Raw genomic sequence first — 17,983 nt, forward strand, 5'->3', positions numbered from 1 at the left:
AGCTGCATATATTTTATTGGTGAATATATCAAAAAATCATATAATCGCAGCCGATCAGGATAGTCCGCCCCTGAACCGGCGGAATTATGACGGGATTGACATGAATCTGAGTGAGTCTTCTGCTGTTTTGTCGCCGTTGGCACAAAAGGATCCGGCCCTGCCCGATCTTTCGTTCACGGCGGCTGTGGAACGCGCCACCGCGCCGCTGTATGAGCGCGTCAAGCGGGTGATGCCGGCCATCGAATGGCCGGTGCATGCGCCCTATATCCATGCCATCAACGAACTGAAGCGTGAGCGCAACGCCGTCATTCTTGGCCATAATTACCAGACGCCGGAAATCTATCATTGTGTGGCCGATGTCGTGGGCGACAGCCTGGCTCTGGCCCGCATGGCGGCGGAAACCGAAGCCGATGTCATCGTACAGGCCGGCGTCTACTTCATGGCCGAAACATCGAAACTGCTCAATCCGCAGAAAAAAGTGTTGATTCCCGATATGGAGGCCGGCTGCTCGCTGGCCGAATCGATTACCGGCGCCGATGTACGCCGCCTGCGGGCGCAGCACCCCGGCGTCCCGGTGGTGGCCTATGTGAATACGTCCGCCGATGTGAAGGCCGAGGTCGATATCTGCTGCACCTCCTCGAATGCGCGGCGCGTGGTCGAGAGCCTCGGCGCGCCGGAGGTCATCTTCCTGCCGGATCGCTATCTCGCCGCCAATGTGGCGCGGGAAACGGGTGTAAAAATTATCAGCTGGAACGGCGCCTGCGAGGTGCACGAGCGCTTCACCTCGGCCGAGATCCGGGAATATCGCGATGCGCATCCCGGGCTTCAGATTATCGGCCATCCTGAATGCCCGCCCGATGTGATCGCCGAATGCGACTTTTCCGGCTCTACCGCAGGGATGATCGATTACGTGCAGAAGCACCGGCCCAAACAGGTGCTGATGGTCACGGAATGCTCGATGTCGGACAATGTCTCGGCGCAGACGCCTGATGTCGAATTTATCCGGCCATGCAATTTCTGCCCGCATATGCGGCGCATAACCCTGCCCGCCATCCTGAATTCGCTCCTGCACCTCACCCATGAAGTGAAGATCGAGCCTGAGCTTGCCGTCCGCGCCCGTCGTTCCGTTCAGCGTATGATCGACCTGAACTGAATGTCCTCGCCCGTTCTCATTCTTGGTGGCGGGCTGGCGGGATTGTTCTGCGCGCTGAAGCTGGCACCCCGGCCGGTGGTCATTCTTTCGTCGGCGCCGATAGGTCTTGGCGCGTCTTCCGCCTGGGCGCAAGGCGGCATTGCCGCTGCGCTGTCCGAAGGCGATACGCCGGAAAAGCATACACAGGACACAATGATCGCCGGCGCCGGCATTGTCGACGAGGCGCAGGTGCTGGGCATGGCGCGCGAGGCGGGCGCCCGCATTCGCGATCTGCTTTCCTATGGCGTGCCTTTTGACCGCGATCTTGCCGGACGGCTGGTGCAATCGCGCGAAGCGGCCCATTCGGAGCGGCGCATTGTCCGCGTCAGGGGCGACATGGCTGGCAAGGCCATCATGGAAGCGCTCGCGCTGGCGGTGGCGCAGACGCCGTCGATCAGCGTTGTTTCCGGTATTACCGCGCAGGACCTCATTCTGCGCGATGGCCGTATCGCCGGGGTTTTGCTGCAGGAGGCGGATGGCCGCCTGCGCAATGTCATGTCCCCGGCTGTGGTTCTGGCGACAGGCGGCATAGGTCATCTCTACAAAGTCACCACCAATCCGGTGGAGGCGCGCGGAATCGGTCTTGCATTGGCGGCGAAGGCTGGTGCTCTTCTGGCCGATACTGAATTCGTCCAGTTTCATCCCACCGCCATTGATATTGGCCGCGACCCCGCGCCTCTTGCGACCGAAGCATTGCGCGGCGATGGCGCAACGCTGATCAACAGCGCCGGTCATCGTTTCATGCCGGATGTGCATCCCGATGCGGAACTGGCCCCGCGGGATATGGTGGCCCGCGCCGTCTTTGCTGAAATTCTGGCAGGAAGGCGTGTGTTTCTTGATGCGCGGTCGGCGATCGGCGCGGATTTTGCCGAAAAATTCCCGACGGTTCACGCAATCTGCATCAGTGCGGGCATAGACCCGGTGCGCGAGCCGATCCCCGTCATGCCCGCCGAGCATTATCACATGGGCGGTGTCGCCACCGATGCCATGGGCCGCACGAGCGTTCCGGGCCTGTGGGCGGCGGGCGAGGTCGCCTGTACGGGGGTGCATGGCGCCAACCGTCTGGCCTCGAATTCTCTGCTGGAGGCGGTGGTCTTCGCTGCGCGCATTGCCGAGGATATTGGCGCGCAGACGCTGGCGCAGCCGGTATCCGATCCCGGCATAAGCCAGTTCACCGCCGCCGAAGCCGACACGGCGCTCGAGAGCCAGTTGCGCGAAACCATGTCCCGGCACGTCGGCGTGATCCGGAATGGCGCGGGACTGCGGCAGGCGTTGCGGTTCATCGTGCAGGCCGAACAGGCAGCTTCGAGCCTCAGCCTGCGCAATATGGCCTGCGCCGCCTTCATCATCACCATGTCCGCACTGGCCCGCGAAGAGAGCCGCGGCGGCCATTTCCGTACGGATTTTCCGCAGCCAAACCCGGCACTTGCCCGTAGATTCCGCTATACGCTGGCCGAACTGCGCCAGCGGGCGAAGGAGTTTTCCGATGCTTGATCCTTTTCTGATTGAATCTGCGGTGCGTGCCGCCCTGAGCGAAGATCTCGGCCGCGCCGGCGATATCACCACGCAGGCGACCATTCCGGCCACAGCGACGGCACGGGCCAGCATTGTTGCGCGTCAGGCAGGCGTGATTGCCGGTCTCGATCTGGCGCGGGCAGCGTTCCGGCTGCTTGAGCCCGCCATGATCTTCACGCCCCTGCTGGCAGATGGCGACCCCGTCGCGCCCGGTGATGCGGTGGCGCATGTTGCAGGCCCGGCGCGCCCGCTTCTCACTGCCGAGCGGGTGGCGCTTAATTATCTTGGCCGCCTGTCCGGCATTGCTTCGCTGACAGCGAGCTTTGCCAGGGAAATTGCCCATACGCGCGCAAAGATCTGCGATACACGCAAGACGACGCCCGGTATGCGCGCGCTGGAAAAATATGCCGTGCGCTGCGGCGGCGGCATGAATCACCGGTTCGGACTCGATGACGCGGTGCTGATCAAGGATAATCATATCGCCGTTGCCGGCGGCATTGCCGCGGCCCTGCGCGCCGCAAGACGTCATGCCGGACATCTTGTGAAGATTGAGATCGAAGTCGATACGCTCGCCCAGCTTGAAGACGTGCTGCGCGAGGGCGCCGATGTCGTGCTGCTCGACAATATGGGTCTGGATGACCTGCGCACGGCTGTGCGCATGGTGGGCGGGCGCATGTTGTGCGAGGCCTCGGGCGGGGTGAGTCTGCAGAGCGTTCGCTCCATTGCCGAAACGGGCGTCGACCTTATCTCCAGCGGCGCGCTGACGCATTCTGCACAGGTTCTTGACCTCGGTCTGGATATTGTCATGGACGAGTGACCCGAGACCTCCTAGAGTTACGCCGTTCTCCTGGGAATTTAGGATAGGCGGCGTCGGCCTGAGGGCATGGATTTTCTGGCGTGATCAAGATTGTCGTTGTTTTTTTCCTGTTGTGCTGGGCGGCCTATAAGCTCGTCCATTATCTGCCAAATTCGGTTGTGCCGCGACAAACACTTGAAAAATTTGACGCATATTTAAACAATATCCGCAACGGCATTTTCATGATGTGTGTCGTCATGCTGACGGCAGGCTGCGTGATGCTGATCTACGGCTTGTTTCGCTAGGCCCGCTCCATTCAGATGCAATGGCCGCCTCTATCGTGTCGGCTCGCCTTGATGAAGAAGGCAGCCTAAGCCGGCAGAGGTTCGATCAGGCCGGCGTCATCGCATTTGCCCACGGCATTGACCCGCCTTGAGACCGGCCATTGCTGCAGCATCCCGTTACCCGGTGGTTGCAGCAGTTGCTCCGCATCACCATCGTGAAAGATCCATTTCCTGACGTCGGCCAGTTCGAGGAGAACCGGCATCCGGTCGTGGAATGGCTGCATGAAGGTGTTGGCGCGCGTCACGATGATGGTACATGAATACAGCGTGTCCGATGAAACGGGATCGGTCCAGTCGTCCCATATCCCGGCCATCCAGAGCGGCATATGCGAGCGGGCAGAAAAATAATGCGGCTGCTTGCCGGTTTCCGTCTGCGTCCATTCGTAAAAGCCCGAGGCCGGAATCACGCAGCGCTTGCGCCGGAAGCCGGTTCTGAACATGGGCTTTTCGGCGATGGTCTCGGCGCGGGCGTTGAAGGTGGAGGGTACCTCTCTGAGCGTCTTTTTCCACCAGCCGGGCACAAGCCCCCATCGGCGCATGGTGAGTTCGAGATCGTCGCCATGTCCGATGATCGTGTCCACGGGATTGGTTGGGGCAAGATTATAGCGCGCCGGCAGGTTGCGGTTCGGGCCGATGATATTCAGCGCCTCATGAATTTCGCGCCATGTATAATGTTGGGTGAAGCGTCCGCACATGGTCTGTTTGTGACAAGCGGAACCATATTTGTAAAGCCGCCTGACGCGTGCAGCAGGCAGCGGCTCCTGCCCTGTGACCGGCCTTCAGCGCACGGGTTTCTTGACCGGTCCGGTCATACGGGCCACAAACCCAAGAATTGCATCCGGGAGCCAGTGAAGCCCGGCGTCAAGGTGCGCGACAAGCCTGAACAGCAGGATCACGGCGCAAATTGTGTAAGCGGCTGCAAAGGCCTGCAAAACTTCCGGCTGAAAATAGGTGCCCAGCTCCAGCAGCAGCACCTGTCCCATCGCTGTCAGCAAGGAGCCGATGACGAAGGCCTTGAGGCTTTGCCGTCCGAGCTTCTGCAGCATCGGGCCGAGTGTATGGCCAGCGAGCAGCATCAGTTGCGGCGTGGTGGCAAGGGAATAGGCGAGCGCCAGAAAATAGCCAAGACGCACGAGGCCCAGATTCTGCTTGCCGATATCCAGCTCGGCATAGGCCGTGGCGCGCAGGTCCGGCATCAGGCCAAAAGCGTTGGTGGCGATGAGGCCGCCAGCCAGCACAATGAGCCATCCGCCCGCCCGCAGCATGGGCGCGCGCGGCAGATATTTCTCGCGCCATTCAATCGCCGAGACTATGCCCAGAGTGAAGACCAGTTGCCAGGCCAGCGGGTTGAAAAACCAAGTTCCCGATTGCGGCCAGGCCGGCAGCCCGAGGCCAAGATAGCGGGTGATGGTGTACAGGCCCAGAGAGACCGCGAGCGCGAGCATTTTGCTGCGGCGCGCCAATCCGATCACAACCGGAGTCCAGAGCATCAGCGCGATATAAAGCGGCAGAATATTGAAATAGCCCAGCTGGTGGCTGAGCAGCAGGATTCCGGCCATGCCTTGCCAGGGCTGGAAAAGCAGCACGTCGCGCCCATGCATCTGCATGAGATCGGGCAGGCCCCAGAGCCAGTATCCCAGCGAGAAAATGATGATGCCCCCGGATGTCAGGGCAATATGTACACCGTAGATCAGACCGGCCCGCATCAGCGCGCTGCGAAACACCGCGATCATGCCCTGCTTTTCGGCCTTGGCGTAGTAGACCAGACCGACAGATATGCCGGATAGGAACACGAAGGCCTCGGCGCTGTCCGAAATTCCGAAATTTCGCGGCGTCAGGAATTCAAGCAGGTTTCCCGGAATATGGTCAGCCATGATGGCGACGAGCACAATGCCGCGCCAGAAATCAATGCTTCCGATTCTGCGAATGCCGTCCACGAAATCAAAATCTCACAATCAACGAATGACAATTATTCAGTTTTCAAAATTAGCACGCTGTGCAGCACCATTCATCAGATCAAATAACATTGTCATAAAATTTGATGACCCATGCCGCTCTGGCAGCATAGCTCTCGGCGGGATATCCGCCCAGAGGTTAATATAAAAACCGTAGATTCTGAAGCTTGCCGGAAGATTGTTTTTTAAATCGGGCGCAAAAAAGGCGCGCGTGATTTTGCGAAGCTTTTAAGCTTTCCTTACCCATCAGAATTTGAAAATAATGGCGCGCCCGAAAGGATTCGAACCTCTGACCCTCAGATTCGTAGTCTGCAATTTAATTTATTCATTTGTGATCATATGCTGCCAAAAAACCCAAAATCTCTTGCGTTTTCGAGCACAATATCAGATAAACGGGAGCATAGAGCATCGTAAGTAGGCGTAAGTACGCTATGCTGGTGCTTCCACAGTGCTTCCATCCTATTGCACAGCGGCTTTGCAAATGAAACTTACAAAAGCCTCAGTGTCCAAACTTACTCTTCCTCCTGAACGGGAGGAGATGTTTGTTTATGACGACGAACTTCCTGGTTTTGGCCTTCGGGTCAGAGCGACAAAATCGACATGGTTCGTTTCCTATCGACTCGGTGGTCGCGGCTCCCCTCAGCGCCGTCTAACCATTGGAAGCCTCGAACATTTCGAGCCAGATGCCGCACGTAAAGCGGCGAGAGCGATATTAGCAAAAGCGAGGCTTGGTGGCGACCCGGCAAAAGAGAAGGCCGAAAGCAGGCAACAGGCGGCAACTACCCTCGGGACAGCTATCGACGAATATCTAGTTTTTGCAAAACGGAAACTTAAGCTGCGCAGCTATCAGGAAGTTCAACGCCATCTGCAAAGCCATTGGAAATTACTTCATGGTCTGCCGTTGAAGAAAGTTACCAAGGCGAGTGTTGCCGTCCAACTCAATAAGATTGCGAAGGAAAACGGACCCTTTGCCTCAAATCGTGCGCGTGCTGCTCTATCGGCATTTTATACTTGGTCTATGGGCGAGGGGCTGGCCGAGGTGAATCCTGTCGTCGGAACCAACAAAGCAGTAGATGAAGTGACGCGTGATCGCGTGCTGAAAGCTAACGAATTGCGGCTAATATGGTGTGAAGCTGGTGACGGCGATTATGGTGCAATCATTAAGTTGCTTATGTTGACCGGCCAGCGGCGAGAGGAAGTGGCGGCGATGCGTTGGAGCGAAATTGATTTTGGAAACGCTCTTTGGACCTTGCCGAAAGAGCGCTCGAAGAACGGCCGACCTCATGAGGTGCCGTTAAGTGCCGGTGCGTTAGCGATCATTGAAGGAGTGAATAAGCGTGAAGGACGAGATCTTTTGTTTGGAGAAGGTGTTGGGTCGTTTTCCGGTTGGAGTAACTGCAAGACACGGCTCGACGCACGAATTCTAACGGCGCTTCGCAAAGGTAAGTCTAATACGGAACTGGTGCCTTGGCGTGTTCATGATATTCGCCGAACGGTTGCTACCGGAATGGCCAATATTGGAGTTCAGCCGCATATTGTCGAGGCCGTGTTAAATCATCTTAGCGGCCATAAGGCAGGTGTTGCTGGGATTTATAACCGAGCCGTTTATGCCGCAGAAAAGCGCGCAGCGCTCGATCATTGGGCGGGTCATATTGCTAAATTGATCGAAGGGACGGGGCAATGATCCCAGACGGCTACATCTCTCTTTATGCAGCCTTTTCAACTCTTGCTAATCAGAATCGCGACAACATACGCGGGCCTGATATCGCCTTTGAGGCTGCGAATCGGCTACTTCATAAACTCGTGACAGGAGCTTTGCAGGCCTTCCGTTATGATCCTGATAAAGGAATAATCCCAATCGGTAGCGCAGTGTGGACGAGCGAAATAGAATATTTCTTTAGAAATATTACATCACGTATGAAATATAACGATGTGATTCTTCACGCGACCGAAATAAAGTCAACGGGCAATAAGCCTGAACTTGTGTCGCAGGAGCGTAAAGAGACGAGAGGGCGAAAGACGATCGATCGCGATAGATTATGTGCAGCAATCGCTCTGGCCGTTCATAACGACGGGATTCAGAAATCACAGGCGGAAACTATCGAAAAAATACAACTGGCCTTTCAACAACTGTACGGTGAAGAGCACGTGCCTAGTCGCACAACTCTGCAAGACGTTGCCAAGGCAGTAATGGGCGCATTTCGGGATTAGGGTTAGCCCACCGCAAGATGATTTCCGGCTATTTCCGGCTATTTCTGGCTGCATTCAGCCTATGAGTGAGCATTATTGATCCATTGCCGCGATCATTGCGCCTTGGAGGATCAAATAATGTTTTATTTAAAAAGCAGCGAAAAAAAATCTGTTCTTCTGCCGCCTGGACTAGATGCGGCGCGCATTTTGAGTGCTCGTCAGGGCGCAGAACTTCTTGGTGTCTCTATTGCTACGTTTCGTCGGCTTCACTGGGCCGGGAAACTTCCGCCTGCCATCCGTCTCTCCGAGCGCCGTTTGGGTTGGCCCGTCACTGCCCTGTTAGCTTACGCCGAAAGTCATAGCGCAACGCAATAGCTCGACCGTTTCGACTTAGGGCTAAAGGCAAAAAACCTGCTGATTTAACTGCAAGGATAAGTTCGATGAGTAATTACAAAAGTCAACATGAGCTTTGGGTATTAACTCATGAGAAGGCCATTGATTGCTACAGATTTTTAATACCGGAAGCCGAGCGGCGAGCGCGTTTTCTGATCGGGGAATTAACCGCGCTCGAGCATTTGCTTGTGGAAGCGGGAGAGGCATACGTGATTGCGTGGGGGAATGAAGACGATATGACGGGATACATGGGCAGCATGTTATCGGACGATGTGCCAGCCTTTAAGCCGCAACTCATTAGGATCATTCGGCTCCTCAACGGGGAGAATCCACGATGAACCACTATACGCCGCTAGTAGGCGACGCCACGACGCGTCTGTTTTTAACTGACATTTGGGGTGCAAAAATGGACGGTAGTCTACCGGGCGTAGGGATCATCGCCAAATCGACTCAATGGATCGATAAACAGACCGGGAAAGCAAAGTCAGGCTTTAAGCACCACTATGCCAAAACAATTGATGAAGCCATCGCCTATGTTGAGCGTTTTTCTAAAGAGGGCGAGAACGTTTATTTTGCTCTTGCGCTTTTTCGAGACGTAGATTTTGAGGTCAACACGGGTAACCGCGTAACCGCGAAGGCTATGGGTACGCGTAGCTTTTGGCTCGATATTGACTGCGGGCCAACAAAGTCATTCGCGAATCAAACCGACGGGTTGAAAGCATTCAAGAAATTTGCGCTGGCTGCCTCGTTGCCGAAGCCGACTTATGTTGTGAATTCTGGAAATGGCCTTCACATTTATTGGGTGTTCGATGAGCGTATCCCTACTGAAATATGGATCGAGTGCGCAACACAACTAAAGTGGCTGGCTTCTCGACTCAATTTTGACGCCGATCCGAGCCGCACCGCAGACATCGTGAGTGTATTGCGTGTACCGTGCACGACGAATTGGAAGGACCCGGCTAATCCCAAGTCAGTACAAATCTGCTATTCTGGTGAGAAGGTCGATCTATTCGACTTTATGGCCGCGTTAAGCGACGAAGGGGCCGGACGTGACGGGAATTCCGATAGTAAATCGATAGACTGCAGTTTTTCGCTATCGTCGGCGCTCCGGATTATCGAGCATTGTCCGACATTGGCGTATTTCAAAGAAGTGAAAGGGCGCGTGAGCGAGCCGCTTTGGCGAGCCAGTATCGGTGTTATCAAATTCACTACGGGAGGTGAATCGCTTTGTCACGAATGGAGCAACGGTGATCCTCGTTACGACAAGCAGGAAACGGATCAGAAGATCAACGGCTGGAAGAAGGGTCCGACACTTTGCAATACATTCCGCCTGCTGGCTGACGCTAAATGTAGCGGGTGCAATCAAAAATGTAAGTCACCTATTCAACTTGGCTATGATCTAAATAGCGGAGCCCCAGATTCAACTAACGAGGGTGTTTCGCTCAATCAATTTTGCGCATACATGCCTATGCACTCTTATATCTTCCTGCCGACAGGCGAAATGTGGCCCGCTACCAGCATTAATGCTCGCTTCGCTCCAATTCTTTTAGCTGCGGGCGATGGCCAACAACGGAAGCAACTTGCCAGCAATTGGCTCGATCAGAATCACCCTGTCGAGCAGATAACTTGGGCGCCGGGCGAGCCAATGTTCATTTATAACCGACTTGTCGCCAATGGCGGTTGGATCGACCATAAAGGCGCAACCACCTTCAACCTATACCGACCACCAGCTTATCTGCCTGGGGGCATTTCCCAAAAAGCAAGTCCTTGGCTCGATCATATTCGCAAGGTCTTTCCTGAGGAAGCGGATCACATAGTATGTTGGCTTGCCCATCGTGTGCAGCGCCCACACGAGAAAATTAATCACGCACTTGTACTTGGCGGCGGACAAGGTATCGGAAAGGACACTATTCTGGAGCCTGTTAAAAAGGCTATCGGACCGGGAAATTTCGCAGAGGCAAGTCCAACGCAGATACTCGGGCGCTTCAACGGCTTTGTTAAATCAGTCATTTTGCGCGTCAGCGAAGCTCGCGATTTAGGAGACACTGACCGGTTTCAATTCTATGATCATATGAAGGTCTATACAGCCTCTCCACCTGATGTCTTGCGCGTAGATGAAAAGCATATTCGCGAACATTATGTTGTTAATTGCTGCGGGGTGATCATCACTACAAATCACAAGACCGACGGCATTTATCTTCCAACTGATGATCGTCGCCATTTTGTTGCGTGGTCCGATAGAGAAAAGACTGACTTTTCACCGGAATATTGGGTGAACCTTTGGCGATGGTATGAAAGCGGTGGTCACGCGCACGTCGCGGCTTATCTAGGTTCCCTCGATATTTCTGCCTTCAATCCTAAGGCTCCACCTCCTAAGACTTCAGCGTTTTGGGCCATCGCGGACGCAAACCGCGCGCCGGAAGATACAGAACTCGCGGATACGATTGAAAAAATTGGAAGCCCACAAGCTATTACGCTTAGTCAGATCTTAGTTGCGGCTCGCGAGAAAGGTGGGTTGGAACTGTACGGGTGGATCAGTGAACGAAAAAATCGACGTGCAATCCCGCATCGCCTCGAAAAATGTGGCTATGTGCCTGTTCGGAACGAAAGTGCCGCGGACGGTTTATGGAAAATTGATGGTAACAGGATCGCCATTTACTCTAAGAAATCGTTGCCGATCAACGAAAGATTTACAGCAGCGGCGGCACTGGCGAGAGGCAGCGGCAAGTGATGTAGGTGAAGTCGTTGATTATACAATGTGGCATCTTCGTCAGGTGGTTACCTCTCATTGTATTGATTAATTTTATAAATCTAAAAAATGGGGAGAGAAAAAGCGAGTGGGAGAATGTTGACAATAAGAAATCACTGACTTCACTTATTTGATTGCTAGCGGTTTGGCGGGGTTGAATTTGATCACCACAGGAGGTGTGTTTGTCGGCCTACATAAATGCTTTGCAGGAATATTGTAAGCGTGAACGCTTGGAGCAGGAGGAGCGCAAATGCGCTGAAGTGGATGCTGTGAAAGAGAGGTTGGTTCCGCTAGAACTTCGCCTGCGGCGGTTACTCGAAACGGTCCCTGCTGAGTTGCAACGCGAAGGGCTCTCTCTGCCAACACTGCAGATCTCGTTGCGCGGCAGGTCGCGCGCGCATGCGCATCCTGGTGAGTTAGGCGATGCACTTCGGAAACTGGGCTTTCGTCGCGAGCGGCGTTGGAGTGGGGACGAGGGATTTCGTGCGGTATGGCGAAGAATCTGAATTTCTGTGCGCCTTGTTTGTTAAATTCGAGGTCAGGAAGGCCATTACAGCCAAAGCTGGCAGGATCTGCTAGAAGGTAAAAATAATTGCTATTTGATTATGCGGCTTGACGTGCGGTTTTGTATTTACTCTCTGCAAACTACTGTGTCGTAAAGCCTGTAATCGGTAAGTCCATCGTGGCTCTCGATTCCAGTGTATTGCAACGATGCATCCTCATAACTTTGGACGATAAACACCGCCCAATTCATTTGTTCAGCGTGGAATACCTTCAGACGCACAAACAGGTGGAAATCCGTCACATTGAGGCCGGTGACAGCAGCGAACAAATCCGGCTCCAACTTCATGATCACGTCCTAAAGTGCATTCTCGCCGAAGTCGTTCAGGTAAATGATAGCCGGAATGCAAGTTGAATCCAAGAAATCAAGTACTGTAATCGATTCTATGTGTGTCCGGAACGTCAAATGCTTGAAGGTTTCGGCTTAAGATCTTGTAGTCTAGGTTAGCTCAAACTCACCCTGATCCCAAGCCGCTTTGGTATGCTCGTTTAAGTCCAGTCCGAGGCGGCTAGGATCGGTCACGAAAAGATAACGCCAGGTTCCATGTGAACCCAGCCGAGTCACAGCCCCCGTCCATCGCCGCGCAGCTTTAGCCTTAGTGTCGGCATCGTCGTTGGCCTGTCCCTTGATTTCAACGATTACGTTCTCGCCCTTGTCGGTGACAGCGATGAAATCGGGAAAGTATTTAGCGGGCAGTCCACGGCGTCGATAAGGAATATAAAAGCCGAGCCTGTCATTCTTCACCCAGCGCCCGACGCCTGGATGGATATCAAGGATGAAAGCAGCGCTTTGTTCCCACCTCTGCGTATCCGCGACCATTGCGTTGAGATGGCAACGATTGACGGGATAAATCGGCTTGGTCGTGTGGAAATCGACATAAAGCGTGCTGCCTCTGCCAGATGCGCCCTGCGGAATGATCGCCACCTCAGCATTAGAGGTCGATGCTCCCTTCTTGATCGCATCGAGCAAAGCGCCGATGGAAGCCTGCATGTATTCGCCAACCAGAAGCACGTCACATGGTTGGCTGTCGCCTTTCCGGTCCAGTTTCTCGGCAAGAAAGCGCTTGGCGGCAAAGACGACGCGCGGGAACAATTGCTGCATCGGCACAGCAGCCGCACCGTTGTCAGCCTGCCAGCGGACGCAGACTTCCCGCGCAAGGCGGAAAGCGACCTGCTGGTCACGGAACAGAGCGCGCCAGTCTTTCAGCGAGAGCACTGGCTTTTCGCCGGGACCGTAGGCGGCAAGCGCGCCATCCGGCGTCGTCAGCGGCGTCAGTTCGACAAGCTGTGGAATGCGCATGGGGTCAATGGTCACCTTCGACACCTGTCCCCAATCCACCGAAACCTCGAAGCTTCCCGACTGGTGATAGCCGGTCACGATTGGGAAGTTGATTTCGTATTCAGCCTTCTCTGGCACTGAATAGATGTGATTGGGGTCCGGTTGCGGCGGCTGTGGACCGGCTGGCGCGACCTTGAACGGGATCAACTCGAAGGGCACCCCAAAGACTTTTGCGGTTTCTTCCGAGAACATTTGCGTGTCTTCGTTGAGCGCATAGCTCTTGCGGCGCAAGGCGCGGCCCACGACCTGCTCGCACAGAAGCTGCGATCCGAAAGGACGCAGGCCGACGATGTGGGTCACGGTGTTGGCGTCCCAGCCTTCGGCTAGCATCGCCACCGAGACGATGCACCGCACATCGCGACCGGGCGGAATGCGCTCATCGATCCACTTCAGCGATCCGTCATTGTCGTCGTTAGCAGCCTTCTCATTATGCTTGCGAACAAGCTCTGACCAATCCTCAGGCACCTTGCCGCCAGGCCATTCAGCCTTGCCGACAGTATCGAGAATGAAGCGCAGGCGACGTGTCTCATCCTTCGTGCCACCAGCCTCAATGTCCTCGATCACCTTCGAGTCGATGCGGACGGTGACCTCGTGACCTGGAGCGTTACGGAAATATGCAGGTGACAGCCCATAGCTGTCATTGCCAATTGCAAGCCATGAATGGACTTCGCGCGCGACCGCCGTGTCACGACATACAACGATGAAGACCGGTGGGACCGGGTGCTTCTGCTGTTGTTTGGAAAATTGCTCCCATTCGAGGAAGCGCTGATGCCACTCGGCGGCCAACAGGTTGATGGGCGCGCTGGCGTAGTTCATGACAATTTCAGGTGTAATGGTCGTGCCGAGGCCATCTTCCTTTGCCTTGGCCTGCACCCACCGCCAGATGTTGAAATAGGCCGCTTCCGCTGCGCCGGTCACGTCGCGTGCCGGTAGCTGCGGAATCTTTACAAGGCCGGACTCAATCGCATCGAGCAGGCCAAAGTCCGACACGATCCAAGGGAAAGGCTTGCCGACATCATTGCCGGAACCCTGAATATAAAAGGGGGTGGCCGATAGATCAACGCAGAGATTGATACCGCGCCTGCGGCTGCCACCTGCCAGTTTATGGATGCGGTCGAGCCCTTCTATCCAGATCGTCGCCTCGCGCTCGTTCTTGCTGGCGAGGTCCTTATCTTCGTCGAGTGTCTGGTCCTCCGCCGTGCTATCGCCGCGACGATAGGCATGGTGGGCTTCATCGTTGAAAATCAGCCAGTGCTGACTGCGGCCTTTGCCGCTGCCGAGTTCACGGCGGATGCGCTTGAACCATGCGGCGTCGGACTCGAAGTATTTCGTTTCGACCGTCTCGTTGGTCTTTCCGGCATTCTTGACGACCTCGACGGCCTCGCCGGTTTTAACGACCTTTGCCGAGTCGCCGTTGACCGTGTTGGTCTCCTTCTTCGCAAGGCGGTGCCAGTTAGCGATCATCACCTCGCCACGGCGCAGTTCTTCCATACGATGGGGCGGCACCAATTGCCGCGTCCGGTAGAGACTGAGATCGCCAAGCGCAGGGTCCAGTTCCTGCAACCGCTCGCGGATGGTCACGTTCGGGCAAACGACGAGGATCGTATCAGAGAAGCGATCATCGCGCGGCGCCGCCACGCTGTTGAGAATGGACCACCCCGCCAGCATCCCCATCACGGTCGTCTTGCCGGAGCCAGTCGCCATTTTGCAGGCGTAGCGGAGGAACGCGCGAACACCTGCCGCCTTAGATTCAAGGCCGGGCTCGTCCTTTGGAATTTCAGGAATACCCTTGCGATAAATTTCGGCGGCTTCGGTCAGAAAGATGATAGTTTCGACAGCTTCGATTTGGGCGAAAAACAGTCGCTGCATCCTGTCGCCACTGCGCCAGAGCTCCAGCAGTTCCTTGGTGATCGGCGTTGCGCCGTCATAGGCTACGCCGCCCGAATGCAGACCCTCGCGCCATTCCTTCACCCGGAGGCGGATCAAGTTGACTATCGTAAGTTCGACTTCCTCACCCTTGGCTTCTTCAAACATCTCAGCTTGTTGCTTATTCTTTTTACCGCGCCCGGCATGTTCCGGCACACGATAAAAATAGCTCGCGCGCCGCCTTCCCTCAGCCTTGACGGGCGGCTTGCCGCGTTCGATTTGCCAGTGCTGCTCAGGCTCGCGAAAAGGCGAGTTGATGATTGGCGAGTCAACTTCGGCAACGGTCGGTGCTGGCTCCCGCGTCTGGGCGGCGGGCATCATTTGCCTCCCTCGACAGCTTTGACGACCATCAGTTCATTGCCGCGCTCGTCGATGGCTTTGACGGCGATGCGCTTCTTGTCGCCGAGCACGAAGGGCTCGCTCACCGTGCCGGCAAGATGCTCCCAGACGCTGTCGCTGAATTGGCCTTTGAGGGATTTTTGCAGGTTCTCCCAAGCGCCAGTCTTAGGGAAGAACACCTGCGTCGCCATGAAAACCATGCCGTTGTAGTTACTATCCAGCATCCAGCACGGCAGGTTCTCGGCCTTGACCTCCTCTGTCTCCATCGTGTCAGGGCGGAAAATGTCGAGCCCCTTGATCACGACACGATGCAGCGGTGTGCCGTCCTTGTCCTTTCCGGCCTGTTCAATAGTGACATCGGGCAAGCCGGTGATCGAGAAGATTTCGCTTCCCTTAGTAGTCTTCAGCAGGTCCGACATCACCACGTCAGGCGTTACTGCCACATAAGTCGTCGGCACTTTCAGCTTGTCCAGCATCTCGCGCGCCTTTGCCTGAATGGCGAAGCCAAACAGAAACAGTTGCTGGAAGCCTTGCTGCAAGGCTTCGGTGTGGGCGTTGAAAACATATTCGGAGCCGATGGCGCCGTCTTCCGGACCGAAGACGAAGGCAATGCGCTTGTCGGTGCCGTTCTTCGCCACGCCTTCGGCATGGAGATATTCGCGGTCGGGCAGTGGGCTGATCCCTTCCAGTTGTAGGGTTACATTGCCGGGCAGTTGCAGCGTCTTGCTTTGGCGCAACACTTCGATCATGCGATCAAGGAAGGCGCGCGGGTTGTCGGATGTGCTCGGCGTCGAGTTTGTCGTATCATCCTCAAGCGTTATGGCCGCTTGGATAGTGGCCTCGACAGTGAAAGGGCCGCAGACGCGCGTGACTTTACTAGCTGTTTCGGGTCTATCGACTAGCGTAACAATTTCGGGCTCATCCTTATTGGCTATTGATCCAAGTGTAATTCTTGGAACAAGACCGCCAATTTCGTCACCATTTCGGTTCTTTTTGCGCTCATAGATAAAACCGCCGATGGGGCCTGATAAAGGTTGTTTAAGATGATACCACGGGAAAGATGAAGTCAGGAGCCTTTGACGGGCAAGTGCCAATGGAACCCTAGATGTGTCGCAAGTAATCCAACGCCTTCCCCATTGCTCTGCAACATATGCAGTGGTACCAGACCCACAAGTTATATCCATCACTAAATCGCCAGGGGACGTCGTTAACATCATACAGCGTTGAATTACTGATGTTGAAGTTTGAACAGCGTAAATCTTTGGGTCGGAACGACTTTGAACAGCACCACTTATATCTGCCCATAAGTTACCGACGATCGAATATCCGAAGTCGTCCTTAAATCGCCGGTAAGACAATCCACCCTTACTTGATGCGTGAAGGCGTCCCTCTTTTGCAAGGAGCTTCATTCCCTCAAGGTTAGTTTTAAATGTCCCCTTCCCAGGAGTAAAAGTCCGCCCATCGAACTCAAATTCTCTTAGGTCTCCATCCCCTGCGGGACGTGAGCTTGTAATGTTATCCAACCTGAATAGGCGAGCGCCTTTAGGAATTTCGACCAATCCCGCCTTTTCATCTGCAGTGGCAGGTCTGCTCGTGTTGTCAGGCATTAAGACTTGATCATAGCGATCATCGCTCTCGTCACTACGTGATACGTAAACTGGACTATATGATACTGTTTTCGAATTTTTGGCGTACCAAATTAGGTAGTCACAAGTTGCGCCTATCAGGCGACTTCCTTCGCTAGTGGTTTTTCGAACGGATATGACAGCGCAGAAATTGTCTGATCCAAATATTTCATCCAAAATTTCCTTTACATGATGAATGTTATCGTCAGATATTTGAATAAAGATTGATCCTGATTCTGCTAACAACTCTCTTGCAAGCATCACTCGATCACGCAGGTAGGTGAGATAAGAGTGAAGACCAAGCTCCCATGTATCCCGGTAGGCTTTAACCATCTCCGGTTCACGGATCATTTCGTCGTCTGATCCGTGAGTGACCCGGTTCTTTCTCACAAATGGTTGGAAGTTCGATCCGAACTTCACCCCATAAGGCGGATCGAAATAGATCATCTGGACCTGACCACCCATGCCTTCGTATTCGAGCAGGGAATTCATGACCTGCAATGAGTCGCCCAGGATGAGACGGTTGGCCCACGGCCCCTTATGCTCGTAGGCGTCGAGTTTGTCGGCGACGTCGAGGTTGGTGTCGCCGAACAGGTCGAGGTTGGTGCCAAGCGCCTTGTGCGATTTCAGCGTTTCCAGGATGGCTTGTGTCGAATGCCGCTCGTGGACGAACAGGGGCATAGTCGGCACCGTGACCTGCTGCCTCTCAGCTTTACCTGTCCAATTCAGAAAGGGCTTAGTCAGGCTGCGAAGGCGGGCGACGCATTGGGACAGGGACCCGAAGCTCTCGCCGTTGCCCGCCCATACATGCGGGGTGGCGAAGACCGTGCTCTCGCCCTTTTCGGCGGCGTCGGCGACCAGCCCCAGGAGCCATTCGGCAAAGGCGCGCTCGGCGCTGTCATCCCACGACAATTCTGGCGCAAGGCTTGAATCGTAACGGTAGGTCTTAGGTGCCTTCTTGTTGGAGAACTGCGCTTCGACGCCAACGTCAGGACGTTGCACCGATTCTTGCTTGTGCTTGTAGGAGGAAGCGGCCGCGCGATCATCCTGCGTCATTAA

Annotated in this window: 14 protein-coding genes; 9 read left to right on the plus strand and 5 right to left on the minus strand. The window is 55.0% G+C overall.

What is annotated here, in order from left to right:
- Positions 1 to 100: 100 nt before the first annotated feature.
- From nadA to AC0N03_RS05155, 4 genes are all read left to right on the plus strand, one after another.
- Entirely contained in the window at positions 101 to 1,153 is a 1,053-nt protein-coding gene (nadA, locus tag AC0N03_RS05140) for a quinolinate synthase NadA (protein ID WP_474287497.1), read from the plus strand.
- Positions 1,154 to 2,686 (plus strand): L-aspartate oxidase, encoded by a 1,533-nt coding sequence (locus AC0N03_RS05145; protein WP_474287498.1) that lies wholly within the window; start codon positions 1,154 to 1,156, stop codon positions 2,684 to 2,686.
- The gene (nadC, locus tag AC0N03_RS05150) at positions 2,679 to 3,524 is read left to right on the plus strand and encodes a carboxylating nicotinate-nucleotide diphosphorylase (RefSeq protein WP_474287499.1); all 846 of its coding nucleotides are present in this window, start codon (positions 2,679 to 2,681) and stop codon (positions 3,522 to 3,524) included. Before AC0N03_RS05145 ends, nadC begins: the two co-directional genes overlap by 8 nt.
- 80 nt (positions 3,525 to 3,604) lie before the next feature.
- Positions 3,605 to 3,808: a hypothetical protein gene (locus AC0N03_RS05155; RefSeq protein WP_474287500.1), complete on the plus strand. Its 204-nt coding sequence runs from the start codon at positions 3,605 to 3,607 to the stop codon at positions 3,806 to 3,808.
- A gap of 65 nt (positions 3,809 to 3,873) precedes the next feature.
- On the opposite strand, the gene AC0N03_RS05160 is transcribed toward AC0N03_RS05155, so the two are convergent.
- Positions 3,874 to 4,542, minus strand: a complete 669-nt coding sequence (locus AC0N03_RS05160) for an SOS response-associated peptidase (protein ID WP_474287501.1) — start codon at positions 4,540 to 4,542, stop codon at positions 3,874 to 3,876.
- A gap of 84 nt (positions 4,543 to 4,626) precedes the next feature.
- Positions 4,627 to 5,784: an OpgC family protein gene (locus AC0N03_RS05165; RefSeq protein WP_474287502.1), complete on the minus strand. Its 1,158-nt coding sequence runs from the start codon at positions 5,782 to 5,784 to the stop codon at positions 4,627 to 4,629.
- A gap of 499 nt (positions 5,785 to 6,283) precedes the next feature.
- On the opposite strand from AC0N03_RS05165, the gene AC0N03_RS05170 reads away from it, so the two are divergent.
- From AC0N03_RS05170 to AC0N03_RS05190, 5 genes are all read left to right on the plus strand, one after another.
- On the plus strand, positions 6,284 to 7,486 hold the full coding sequence (locus tag AC0N03_RS05170; RefSeq protein ID WP_474287503.1) for a tyrosine-type recombinase/integrase: 1,203 nt from the start codon (positions 6,284 to 6,286) through the stop codon (positions 7,484 to 7,486).
- Positions 7,483 to 8,013, plus strand: coding sequence for a hypothetical protein (locus AC0N03_RS05175; RefSeq protein WP_474287504.1), 531 nt, complete (start codon positions 7,483 to 7,485; stop codon positions 8,011 to 8,013). The genes AC0N03_RS05170 and AC0N03_RS05175 overlap by 4 nt, the downstream gene beginning before the upstream one ends.
- 117 nt (positions 8,014 to 8,130) lie before the next feature.
- Positions 8,131 to 8,367, plus strand: coding sequence for a helix-turn-helix transcriptional regulator (locus AC0N03_RS05180; protein ID WP_474287505.1), 237 nt, complete (start codon positions 8,131 to 8,133; stop codon positions 8,365 to 8,367).
- 65 nt (positions 8,368 to 8,432) lie between these two features.
- A complete protein-coding gene (locus AC0N03_RS05185) occupies positions 8,433 to 8,723 on the plus strand; it encodes a hypothetical protein (RefSeq protein ID WP_474287506.1) in 291 nt (96 codons plus the stop codon).
- Positions 8,720 to 11,116 carry a primase-helicase family protein gene (locus tag AC0N03_RS05190; RefSeq protein ID WP_474287507.1) on the plus strand — a complete coding sequence of 799 codons (2,397 nt, stop codon included), beginning with the start codon at positions 8,720 to 8,722 and terminating at the stop codon, positions 11,114 to 11,116. The genes AC0N03_RS05185 and AC0N03_RS05190 overlap by 4 nt, the downstream gene beginning before the upstream one ends.
- Before the next feature lie 649 nt (positions 11,117 to 11,765).
- On the opposite strand, the gene AC0N03_RS05195 is transcribed toward AC0N03_RS05190, so the two are convergent.
- From AC0N03_RS05195 to AC0N03_RS05205, 3 genes are all read right to left on the minus strand, one after another.
- Positions 11,766 to 11,984, minus strand: coding sequence for a hypothetical protein (locus AC0N03_RS05195; protein ID WP_474287508.1), 219 nt, complete (start codon positions 11,982 to 11,984; stop codon positions 11,766 to 11,768).
- 150 nt (positions 11,985 to 12,134) lie between these two features.
- On the minus strand, positions 12,135 to 15,278 hold the full coding sequence (locus tag AC0N03_RS05200) for a BPTD_3080 family restriction endonuclease (protein WP_474287509.1): 3,144 nt from the start codon (positions 15,276 to 15,278) through the stop codon (positions 12,135 to 12,137).
- A complete protein-coding gene (locus tag AC0N03_RS05205) occupies positions 15,278 to 17,980 on the minus strand; it encodes a site-specific DNA-methyltransferase (protein ID WP_474287510.1) in 2,703 nt (900 codons plus the stop codon). The genes AC0N03_RS05200 and AC0N03_RS05205 overlap by 1 nt, the downstream gene beginning before the upstream one ends.
- Positions 17,981 to 17,983: the final 3 nt, after the last annotated feature.

It is taken from the genome of Methylocystis sp. sgz306128 (assembly GCF_056032725.1).